We start from the raw sequence: 10,110 nt of genomic DNA, 5'->3' as shown, positions 1-10,110 counted from the left end.
GGGGTCGGAGGGGAGGCGGGCGGAGACGGGATCAGGGCACCGTCGGGGCGACGGCGTGGCCGGCGCCGAGGGAGCGGGCGCGCAGGGCCGCGGCGTAGCCCGAGAGCACGTCCGACCCCATGCGGGTCATGGAGAAGCGGGTGCGGACCGAGGCCGCGAGGCTCTCGAAGCGCCGGCGGCAGGCCTCGGGATCCTCGTCGAGGACCCGCGCGATGGCGGAGGCGAGGGCCTTCCCGTCGCGGGCCGGCACCAGTTCGGAGGCGGCGGCCCCGAAGATCTCCGGGATGCCGCCGACATTGGTGGCCACGAGGGGCTGGCAGGCCGCTGCCGCCTCCAGCACCACGTAGGGCAGGGACTCGGCCAGGGAGGGCACCACCATCAGCCGGCCCCGGGCCAGGACCGGGCGGATCGCCTGCGGCGGCTCGAAGGCCACCGCCTCGCCGAGGCCCATCGCCACCACCCGGTCGGCCAGGATCGCCGAATCGGGGCCGGAGCCGACCATGAGCAGGCGCAGGGGCCGGCCGGCGGCGCGCAGGCGCAGCAGGGCGTCGAGGAGGAAGGGCACGCCCTTGGCGTCCCGCAATTCGCCGATATAGACGAGGTCGAAGCGCGTCTCGGCCGGCACGATGGGGGCGAATTCCGCCTCGCCGATGCCGTTGTGGACGATCCGGGTGATGCGCCGCGGGTCGCCCGCATAGGCCAGGTGGCGCCCGGCGACGTACTCGCTCTCGAACAGGAACACGTCGGTGCGCAGGCCCATCAGGCGCTCCAGGGCCATGTAGAACCGGTGGCGCAGGGTGCCGGGCTTGTAGTTGTAGCTGCCCCCGTGGGGCGTGTAGGCGCGGATCGGCGCGGCGCCGTGCACCGGGGCCATGCGGGCATAGACCCCGCCCTTGGCCCCGTGCCCGTGCAGCACGGTGGCTCCCACCGCCGCGGCGCGCCGGGCGATGGTGCGCAGGGCCTCGAGGTCGGAGGGGTGCGGGTTGCGCCGCATCGGCAGGCGGGTGATGCCGAGGGCGAGGCAGGGCGCGAGCTCGGCCAGGGCCTGGGCGGCGCGCTCGCCGCCGGTGGAGGCGTCGCAGACGATCCCGACCTGATGCCCGGCCGCGGCCTGGAGGCGGGCGAGGTCGACCACGTGCCGGAACAGGCCGCCGACGGGCGCGCGGAAGACGTGCAGGATGCGCTGGACGGGAAGACCGCCCGGGGCGGCGTTGATCGACGAAGCCGCGCCGTCGGCGGCGGTCGGACCCAGGGTGAACGCACTCACGACAGTTGCTCCACGCACCGTAGCGCGAGCGGCCCGGCCGCTCGTCCGTCGGGAGACCTTGGCGCGGGACAGGTGCGCAGACCGTTAAACCCGTCTCCTCGCGATCGGGTGCGAATCGCCGGATCAGCGAGATAGTTCTCAGGTCGGTTAGGCGAGTCCTAACCGGCGCGGCAGGATCGTTCGCATCCGCGGGGCTTCGACCCGGCGGGCTCTCAGAAGAACCGCTCCTTGATCACGATGGTGTCGCCCGGGCGCACCGGGTAGGTCATCGGCACGATGCCGGAGACGAGGCCGTCCCGGCCCTCGCGGGTGAGCACCGCGTAGTCGCGGGCGGCGCGGGGACCGAAGCCGGCGGCGATCGCCACCGCGGTCTCGACGGCCATGCCGTTGACGTAGGGATACTGCCCCGAGGTCGTGACCTCGCCCAGGATGTAGAAGGGCCGGTAGGCGTCGACCTCCACGGTGACGTGGGGCTCGCGCACGAAGCCGGATGCCAGCTTGGCCTCGATGGTCCGGGCCGCCTGGCTGGTCGGCTGCCCGCCGACCTTCACGAGGCCGATCAGGGGCATGGCGATGTTGCCGGCGCCGTCGACCGCGTAGATGTTCGAGAGGTTGTCCTGGCCGAAGACGATGACCCGGAGGCGGTCCCCGGCGGAGAGCGTGTAGCGCGCGCCGATGGAGCCCGTCCCGGTCGCGTCGAGCTGATCGGTCCGGAAATCCGGGCGCAGGCAGCCGCCGAGCGCCAGGCTCGACGAAAGAGCTAAGAGAAGTGATCGCCGGTTCATCACTACTGCCGTCGTGAGGAGAATTCGGACCGACGGTTAGGCCGATATGGTTAACGAAGACTGACGTCCCGCATCGGCGCCGGCGAAACGCGCGGTTCTTAACGTCCGGTCAACCTTAAACCGGTCTAGTCGTGGAAAGCCGGCCATCTCGCGGTCGACATCCTTGCCTTGCGTAAAGATCGAGCCATGCCCCGCTCTTCGCCGTTCGAGCCCACACGCGATGCGCCGCCCGCCGGAAGCGCGGGACCGGAAGGCGAGGGCCTGGGCCTGTCGCAGCTCGCCGGCCTGCTGCGCCGGTCCTGGCGCTGGATCGTCGTCCCCACCGCCCTGGCCACCATCGCCGCCATCGTCTTCGTGCAGGTGGTCTCGCCGCGCTACACCGGCGAGGCGAAGATCCTACTGGAGAGCCGCGACACGCCCTATACCCGCACGGCCCAGGAGCGCGGCGAGCAGCCCCAGCCGATCGACGAGCAGGCGGTGGCGAGCCAGGTCCAGGTGGTGATGTCCCGCGACCTCGCCCGCGAGGCGATCCGCCGGCTGTCGCTCGCCGGCAACGCCGAGTTCGACCCCAGCGTCTCCGGCTTCGGCCCGCTCCAGCGGGCCCTGATGATGATCGGGCTGGCCAAGAACCCGATGGAGCGCCCGCCCGAGGAGCGGATGCTGGAGACCTATTTCGACCGCCTGACCGTCTACCCGGCCGGCAAGTCGCGCATCCTCACGGTGGAGTTCCGCTCCAAGGACCCGCATCTCGCGGCCCAGGCGGCCAACACCATCGCCGAGCTCTACATCGCGTCCCTCGACGCGGCCAAGACCGACACCGCCCGCTACGCCTCGACCTGGCTCGGCGGCAACATCGAGACCCTGCGCACCCGCGTCGCCGAGGCCGAGGCCAAGGTCGAGACCTACCGGGCCAGCCACGGCCTGATCGCCACCGGCGGCGCCGCCGGCCAGCCCCTCGGCGCCCAGCAGCTCGGCGAATTGTCAACGCAGCTCTCCCAGGCCCGCACCGCCAAGGCCGACCTCGCCGGCCGCGCCAAGCTGATCAAGGAGATGATCAAGGACGGCCGCGCCTTCGAGATCCCGGATGTGGCCAACAACGAGATCATCCGCCGCACCGTCGAGCAGCGCATCACCCTGCGCAACCAGCTCGCCCTCGAATCCCGCACCCTGCTGCCGGCCCATCCGCGCATCAAGGAACTGACCGCGCAGATCTCGGACCTCGACGCCCAGATCAAGGCCACCGCCGAGCGCGTGGTCCGCACCCTGGAGAACGATGCCCGCATCGCCGCCGCCCGGGTCGAGAGCCTGAGCGCGGCCGTCGACGCGCAGCGCGACGTGGTCTCGAAGGGCAATTCCAGCGAGGTCCAGCTGCGGGCCCTGGAGCGCGAGGCGAAGGCCCAGCGCGAACAGCTCGAATCCTACCTCGCCCGCTACCGCGAGGCCTCGGCCCGCGACGCCGAGAGCGCGGCCCCGGCCGATGCCCGCGTGGTCTCGCGCGCCATCACCCCCGAGACGCCGTCCTTCCCCAAGAAGCTCCCGATCGTGCTCCTGGCGGCGGTGCTCGGCCTGCTGTTCTCCATGGGCGGCGTCATCGCCCGTCACCTCCTCGGCGATCCGGACGGCTCGGGCCGCCGGCGCCGGCGCGAGGAGGAGACCGAGACCGCGGCCGAGCGCCCGGCCTATCTCCACCAGCCCTTCGCCTTCCCGGAGGCCTCCCTCGCCATGGCCCGCCCGGGCGATGGCGCCACGGCCCATCCGGCCGCCGTCGTCGGCGCAGGCCCGGGCGCCGCCGCGCCGGTCGCGCGGCCCGAGGCGGCCCCCGTCCGGCCGAGCCTGGCCCCGGCCCGGCCCGAGGCGCCTCCTGCGCCGGCCCCCGCCGAGGCGGGCGCCTATGCCCTCGATCCGCTCGTCGCCCGCCTGCGCACGGGCGCCGGGCCGGCCCTGTCCGGCGCGGGCCGCGCCGTCCTGGTGGTCGAGGCGGTGCCGGCCAGGCACCAGGAAGCGGGCCTCGCCGTCAGCCTCGGCGGCAGGCTCTCGGCCGATGCGAGCGTGGTGGTGGTCGATCTCAACGGTCCCGCCTGCGGCGCGGACGATGTCGGTCTCACCGACCTCGTGGCGGGCGAGGCCGCCTTCCTCGACGTGATCCAGTCGATCCCGGGCTCGCGCCTGCACGCGATCCCGCGGGGCTTCGTCGACGCCGCCGTCCTGGCCGAGGAGCCGCAGGCCCTGGCGATCACCCTGGACGCCCTGGCCCAGGCCTATGACTGGGTGGTCTGCCGCCTCGGCACGCCCCAGGCCCGGACCGCCCGCGACATCCTCGCGGTGGCGGGCGGGCGCATGGACACGGTGGTCATCGCTTCGGACCGCGACCCCGAGGATGCCGACCTCCTCGACCTCTACGCCCTGGCCGAGGCCTCGGGCGCCGCCCAGATCCTGGTGGCCCAGGACCAGGCCGTCGCCGCCCTCGCCCCCGAGGCGCCCGCCTTCACCGAGGACGCGATGCCCCTGCGCCGCTCGGCCGCCTGACCCGGTCCACCCGAGGCGACGGCCCCCGAAACGACGGCCCCCGAGACGACCGTTCGATCCCCCGGCACCGCCCCTCGCCTTCCGCGGGGGGCGGTGCCGCGCGTTCGGGGCGCGATCGTCACTCCGCCGGGGCGGCCCGGTGCCGGCGCAGGCGCGTCACCAGGGCCATCAGGCGCGGGTCGCGCTTGATCCGGCGCTTGAGGCGGGCGGCGGCGATGGTCCGGAGGGCGAAGGCCTGGCCGCGCAGGGTCACCGGCAGGGCGACCTCGCCGAGTGCGATGGTCTCGTCGCAGATGCTGCTCTTGTAGCGGGCCTCGCCGACGCCGAGGTCGAAGCTCCGCCGGCCCCGGGCCGTCTGGTCGCCGATGAGGTGGTGCAGCAGGATGTCGCCGGGGCTCGACCGGCTCACCGCCGGGTCGGCATCGAAGGCGGTGAACATGCCGCTGTAGCGCTGCCCGTCGACCGCGCCGGCGAAGACCGCGAAGACGCGGCCGGTCTCGGTGGCCACGAGGGCCGTCACCTCGAGGACGGACCCGCCCGCCGGGGAGGCCGCCCGGGCGAGGAAGGCCCGCACCGCCGGGTCGGCATAGGGATCGGCGAGGCCCAGGGCGGCGAAGCGCGCGGCCTTCTGCCCGTAGAAGGCGGCGAGGAAGCGCTCGGCCTCCTCCGGGGTCTCGGCGCGCCGGCAGGCCACGGGGCCGAAGGCCTCCACGAGCTTGCGCTCCTTGGCGCGCAGCTTCTTGCGGGCGTCGCTGCTGAAGACGCGCTTCAGCGTCGTGTCCGGATCGGGGCCGAGGATCAGCCCGTAGCCGTCGCTCGGGGCGGGCTCGGCCCGGTGGTGCAGGGGATTGGCGGCGCCGTCCCAGAAGCGGGGCTGGTGCGAGAGGGCGAAGGCGTCGATCCCGGTCTCCCGCCCGAGCCGGCGCAGGGCCTCGGCGAGGTCCTCCGGCGGCATCGCGGCCGCCTCGCGCGAGGCGAAGAGCGGCATGTGGTAGTTGGCGTGCTTGCCGCCGACGACCCGGGCGACGTTCGCCCCGCCCTCGCGGGCGACCGCCAGGGGCAGGAGCACGCGCGGGCGCCCGCCTGCATCGCGCAGGACCACGATGCGCAGGTCCGCGCCCGGCATCGTCCGGGTGAAGGCCGAGACCCAGTCGAAGCGCTGGTAGGGCGTCGCCAGCACGGCCGGATCGGCCTCCAGGCCGCGCCACAGGGCCTCGGCGGCGGCCAGGTCGTGGAAGACCTCCGCGGCGAGGCCCTGCTGCACCCGTGCGCGCATCGCTCCGGCTCCGGTCAGTTCGTCGGCGAGAACAGCCATGCCATCATCCTCGGTGGCCGGCGGGCCGCGGCCCGCCCGATCGTCGGCCGACCCTGGACCCGCAGCCCTTAACCCACCGGTGACGCCGCACCGGCCGTCATCCGCCGTCTGCGCGCGTGGGTAACGAAACCTTGCCGGTTGGCGTGCTCCCCTGCGGAGCCGCCGAAACGGATAAACCATGTCCGCGCCCGATCCCTCCGCGACCCCGACGCCCCCCTTGAGCCGGCGCCACCGCCTGTTCGCCGCCGGCTTCCGCGCCATCTCGGCGAGCCGGGCGGATCTCTGGCTCGGCCCGGTGGCGCGCGGGCGCGGGCTGATCCTGACCTTCCACCACGTCCGCCCCGGGGCTCCGGGGGCCTACGCGCCCAACGGGCTCCTGGCGATCACCCCCGATTTCCTCGACCGGACCCTGGCGCTGGTGCGCCGGCGCGGCTTCGAGATCATCGGCCTCGACGCCGTGCCGGAGCGCCTCGCGGCGGGCGGGCGCCCCTTCGTGGTGCTCACCTTCGACGACGGCTACCGCGACAATGCCGAGCACGCCGCCCCCGTCCTGCGGCGTCACGGGGCGCCCTGGACGCTGTTCCTCACCAGCGACTTCGCGAGCGGGCGGGGGCGCCTGTGGTGGCTCGAACTGGAGGCGGCGATCGGCCGCCTCGACCGGGTCCGGCTGCCCGGGGCCGGCCTCGACCTGCCGGCCCGCGACGCCCGCGAGAAATCCGCCGCCTTCGACAGGGTCTACCGCGACCTGCGCGCGGGACCGGAGGCGCGGCTCCTCGCCCTCATCGCCGCGCTCTGCGCCGAAGCGGGTCTGGCGCCGGGCGCCATGGCCGCCGACCTCTGCCTGTCCTGGTCCGAGCTGCGCGCCCTCGGCCGCGACCCGCTGGTCACCTTCGGCGCCCACACGGTCAGCCACCCGATGCTGGCCAAGCACGGCGAGGCCGTCGCGCGCCGGGAGATCGGGGAGGGGCGGGCCCGGATCGCGGCCGAGCTCGGCCGCCCGGTGGCGCATCTGTCTTACCCGGTGGGGGATCCGACCTCGGCCGGCCCGCGCGACTTCGCCCTCGCCCGCGACCTCGGCTTCGCCACGGCGGTGACGACGAGGCCGGGCCACCTGTTCGCGGCCCATGCGGACCACCTGCACGCGCTGCCGCGGGTCTCGGTGAACGGCCACCACCAGACGGAGGCCGCGCTCTCCGCCCTGCTCTCGGGGGTGCCGTTCCTGGCCTGGAACCGGGGCCGCCGGCTCAACGTCGGCTGAGCCGGCGCTCAGCGCCGGCGGCGATGCCGGCGGTAGGAGCGGCTCTCGCCGCCCGCGATGGCGAAGCTGGCGCTCTGGCGGCCGTGGCGGGCGTGGCGGCCGCGCCGCGTGCGGTGCCCGATCGAGGCGATGGCGGCCCCCGTCGCGGCGGCGCTCGCGGCGATGCTCTGCGGGATCGCCGCGAGGGCGTTGGCGACCTCGGCCGAGGCCGAGGCGGCCCCGGTGGAGACGCCGCCGGCGACGTTCTTGGCGGCCGGGCCGAACATGGCGAGGCACTGGTTGTAGGCGAGGTCGTTCTTCAAGCGCTCACAGTCGGAGACCGAGCGCGGCGCCCCTTGCGCCTGCGCGGGACGCGCCGTCAGGAGCGGGAGGGCCGACAGGATCGCGAGGCCGAGCAGGAGCGAGGGCGTGCACAGGCGTGGCATTGAGCGGAACGACGGCCTTTTGACGAAGGATACGGCGCGCTTCTGGCTCGCGAGTGCGGCGAAAACCCGACGCCCGCCGCGGTTTTCTGGCCGGTCCGGAGGGCGCCCCGCGTCCCGGGCTGTCAGCGCCGATCCCCGACGTCGGTCTCGCTCACGTCGTTCTTGCCCATCCAGCTGATCAGCGGCATCAGCGGGAAGATCCAGGCGATGCCGAGGAGCGCGTAGAGCACCGCCTGCACGGGGGCCGGCGTCTCGGAGATCCGGCTGTCGGCCAGCGCCATGGCGAGCGGCGCGTAGATGATGATGAAGGCCAGCATCACGATCGTGCCGATCAGCGAGCGGGTGCGGCGGCGCATCGGCCTGGTCCTCGAACAGAACGGGTGGTCCGAGCGGGGTAGAGCCCCGGGCGGGCGATGGCAACGGCCGCGGCCGCGACCCTTTTCGCACCCCAAGCCCCAGAGCGTTTTCCAGCGAGGTGGATGCCGGCTCGCGCAAAGGACATGCGGCCAGGCCCTACGACAGGGCATTTCCGGTGATCCGGAGATTACCGGGAATGCCCTAGAGTTCGGCCGAGCGGTTCGACAGTTCCATCCGCAATTGCCGGGCGGCCTCCTGCAGGGCGGCGTCGCGGCGGCGGCGGGGCCGGGGCACCGTCACGGGCATCTCGGCCGCCAGCCGGCCGGGGCTGCCGGCGAGCACCACGACCCGGTCGGCGAGCGTCACCGCCTCGTCGATGTCGTGGGTGACGAACAGGATGGTCTTGCCCGTCGCCGCCTGGATGCGCTGCAACTCGTCCTGCAGGCCCTCGCGGGTGAAGCTGTCCAGCGCCGAGAAGGGCTCGTCCATCAGGAGCACGTCCGGGTCGACCGCCAGCGCCCGCGCGATGGCGACGCGCTGGCGCTGGCCGCCGGAGAGCTGGTGCGGCCAGCGCTGGCCGAGGTCGCTCAGGCCCACGAGGTCGAGCATGGCCTGCGCCTTGGCCAGGCGCTCGGCCCGGGACAGGCCGCTGCCCTCGAGCCCGAAGGCGACGTTGGCGACGACCCGACGCCAGGGCAGGAGCCGGGCATCCTGGAACACCAGCGCCATCGGGGTGCGGCAGTCGGGGCGGGCCCGCAGGCGTACGCGGCCCGAGCTCGGCTGGGCCAGCCCGATCAGCACCCGCAGGACGGTGGACTTGCCGACCCCGGATTCGCCGACGATGACGAGGAATTCGCCGCGGGCGACGTCGAGGTCGAGGTCCTGCAGGATGACGGTCCGGGTGCCGGCGCGCGCGTAGGCGAGGCTCAGGCCCGCCAGGGAAATGATCGGCTCAGGCGTGATCGATTCGGGCATCTCAGGCGCGCCACCGTAGGAGCCACCCCTGGAGGGCGACGAAGGCCGTGTCGAACAGGCCGTAGAGGGCGGCCATGGTGAGCATGTAGACGACGACGATGTCGGTGGAGAGCAGGCTCGAGGCCTGCATCATCCGGGCGCCGACGCCGGGCACGCCGAAGATCTCGGCGGCCACCACCGCCATCCAGGCCTGGCCCAAAGCCGTGCGCAGGCCGACCAGGATGCCGGGCGTCGCGGCCGGGAGCAGGATCTTGGTGAGCCGGGACCAGGGCGAGCCGAAGCCGAAGGCCTGGGCCACCTCGACGAGGTCGCGGTCGACGCCGCGCACCGCCCCCTGCGTCGCGAAGAACACGATCCAGAACACCCCGATGGCGATGATGAAGACGGCGGCCTCGGGCTGGACGCCGAACCAGATGATGGCGAACGGCACCCAGGCGAGGCCGGGGATCGGCCGCAACAGGCGCACGATCCAGGCGGTCGCCGCCTCGAACCAGCCGAACATGCCGCTGAGGAGGCCGAGGGCGATGCCCGCGCCCGCGCCGACGGCGAGGCCGGCGACGTAGTGGCTCAGGCTCGACAGGACGGCCTCGCCCCAGACGCCGAGGCGGACCTCGTTCAGGAAGGCCGCCGGGATCGTGCTCGGCGGCGGCAGGAAGGCCGGGTTGATCAGGCCGAGGCGCGGCATCGCCTCCCAGAACGCCAGGAAGGCGAGGAGCCCGGCCGCCGCCAGGGCGGTGGAGCGCAGGGCCGTCATGGCCGGCGTCATGGCCGGCGTCCGGGCAGGCGGCGGGTCGGGCCGGATCGGGGGCCGCGCCGCGGCGGAAGGGGTCTGGGGCTCATCGGGCTCGTCGGTTGTGACGCCATCGCGGCGGAGCCGGCCGGGGCCGGGCTGTGAGGAGGATCGGGGCGGTTCAGGCCCCGTGATAGGCCCGGTACCAGGCCACGAAGGCCGGGATGCCGACGGTGATCGGCGTCTCGGGCACGTGCCCGACCAGGGCGCGCAGCAGGTCCGTGCTCGCATCGGTGCGGGGCACGTCGCCGGGCGGCAGGGGCTGCAGGACGCGCTCGGCGCGGGCGCCGAGGGCCCGCTCCAGTTCGTCGATCATCGCGTCGACCCGGACCGGGCGCCCGCCGCCGATATTGACGAGGCGGAACGGGGCCACCGGGCTCAGGGTGTCGCCGGGGCAGGCCGGGCCTTGCCC

Annotated in this window: 9 protein-coding genes and 1 pseudogene; 2 read left to right on the top strand and 8 right to left on the bottom strand. The window is 74.1% G+C overall.

Features of this window, described 5'->3' with window-relative positions:
* Positions 1-31 precede the first annotated feature (31 nt).
* A complete protein-coding gene (locus tag AC3WLN_RS22520; RefSeq protein WP_492485003.1) occupies positions 32-1,267 on the bottom strand; it encodes a glycosyltransferase in 1,236 nt (411 codons plus the stop codon).
* A 212-nt stretch (positions 1,268-1,479) separates the two neighbouring features.
* Positions 1,480-2,052: a polysaccharide biosynthesis/export family protein gene (locus AC3WLN_RS22515; RefSeq protein ID WP_463777176.1), complete on the bottom strand. Its 573-nt coding sequence runs from the start codon at positions 2,050-2,052 to the stop codon at positions 1,480-1,482.
* Positions 2,053-2,238: 186 nt separating this feature from the next.
* On the opposite strand from AC3WLN_RS22515, the gene AC3WLN_RS22510 reads away from it, so the two are divergent.
* Entirely contained in the window at positions 2,239-4,578 is a 2,340-nt protein-coding gene (locus AC3WLN_RS22510) for a GumC family protein (RefSeq protein ID WP_492485001.1), read from the top strand.
* A gap of 118 nt (positions 4,579-4,696) precedes the next feature.
* Here the strand turns inward: AC3WLN_RS22510 and AC3WLN_RS22505 are convergent, their stop codons facing one another.
* Positions 4,697-5,893, bottom strand: coding sequence for a GNAT family N-acetyltransferase (locus tag AC3WLN_RS22505; protein ID WP_492484999.1), 1,197 nt, complete (start codon positions 5,891-5,893; stop codon positions 4,697-4,699).
* Between the two features lie 178 nt (positions 5,894-6,071).
* Here AC3WLN_RS22505 and AC3WLN_RS22500 point away from each other — a divergent pair, with 178 nt between their 5' ends.
* A complete protein-coding gene (locus tag AC3WLN_RS22500; protein WP_492484998.1) occupies positions 6,072-7,151 on the top strand; it encodes a polysaccharide deacetylase family protein in 1,080 nt (359 codons plus the stop codon).
* Between the two features lie 8 nt (positions 7,152-7,159).
* On the opposite strand, the gene AC3WLN_RS22495 is transcribed toward AC3WLN_RS22500, so the two are convergent.
* The 5 genes and pseudogenes from AC3WLN_RS22495 to AC3WLN_RS22475 form a co-directional block, all read right to left on the bottom strand.
* Positions 7,160-7,576 carry a hypothetical protein gene (locus AC3WLN_RS22495; protein ID WP_492484996.1) on the bottom strand — a complete coding sequence of 139 codons (417 nt, stop codon included), beginning with the start codon at positions 7,574-7,576 and terminating at the stop codon, positions 7,160-7,162.
* 122 nt (positions 7,577-7,698) lie between these two features.
* Positions 7,699-7,932, bottom strand: a complete 234-nt coding sequence (locus AC3WLN_RS22490) for a DUF2842 domain-containing protein (protein WP_463777190.1) — start codon at positions 7,930-7,932, stop codon at positions 7,699-7,701.
* Positions 7,933-8,134: 202 nt separating this feature from the next.
* Entirely contained in the window at positions 8,135-8,908 is a 774-nt protein-coding gene (locus AC3WLN_RS22485) for an ABC transporter ATP-binding protein (RefSeq protein WP_492484994.1), read from the bottom strand.
* Position 8,909: 1 nt separating this feature from the next.
* The gene (locus tag AC3WLN_RS22480) at positions 8,910-9,662 is read right to left on the bottom strand and encodes an ABC transporter permease (RefSeq protein WP_492485005.1); all 753 of its coding nucleotides are present in this window, start codon (positions 9,660-9,662) and stop codon (positions 8,910-8,912) included.
* A 157-nt stretch (positions 9,663-9,819) separates the two neighbouring features.
* A pseudogene (locus AC3WLN_RS22475) lies at positions 9,820-10,110 on the bottom strand (NAD-dependent dehydratase); the annotation flags it as partial.

It is taken from the genome of Methylobacterium sp. FW306-05-D, assembly GCF_058782155.1.
This window is presented reverse-complemented; position numbering and strand designations above follow the sequence as displayed.

What these genes read in the sequence shown, in the direction of transcription:
- AC3WLN_RS22510 (WP_492485001.1), top strand. Translation starts at nt 2,239, where the DNA reads ATGCCCCGCTCTTCGCCGTTCGAGCCCACACGCGATGCGCCGCCCGCC.
- AC3WLN_RS22500 (WP_492484998.1), top strand. Translation starts at nt 6,072, where the DNA reads ATGTCCGCGCCCGATCCCTCCGCGACCCCGACGCCCCCCTTGAGCCGG.
- AC3WLN_RS22480 (WP_492485005.1), bottom strand. Translation starts at nt 9,662, where the DNA reads ATGACGGCCCTGCGCTCCACCGCCCTGGCGGCGGCCGGGCTCCTCGCC.
- AC3WLN_RS22515 (WP_463777176.1), bottom strand. Translation starts at nt 2,052, where the DNA reads ATGAACCGGCGATCACTTCTCTTAGCTCTTTCGTCGAGCCTGGCGCTC.
- AC3WLN_RS22495 (WP_492484996.1), bottom strand. Translation starts at nt 7,576, where the DNA reads ATGCCACGCCTGTGCACGCCCTCGCTCCTGCTCGGCCTCGCGATCCTG.
- AC3WLN_RS22485 (WP_492484994.1), bottom strand. Translation starts at nt 8,908, where the DNA reads ATGCCCGAATCGATCACGCCTGAGCCGATCATTTCCCTGGCGGGCCTG.
- AC3WLN_RS22490 (WP_463777190.1), bottom strand. Translation starts at nt 7,932, where the DNA reads ATGCGCCGCCGCACCCGCTCGCTGATCGGCACGATCGTGATGCTGGCC.
- AC3WLN_RS22505 (WP_492484999.1), bottom strand. Translation starts at nt 5,893, where the DNA reads ATGGCTGTTCTCGCCGACGAACTGACCGGAGCCGGAGCGATGCGCGCA.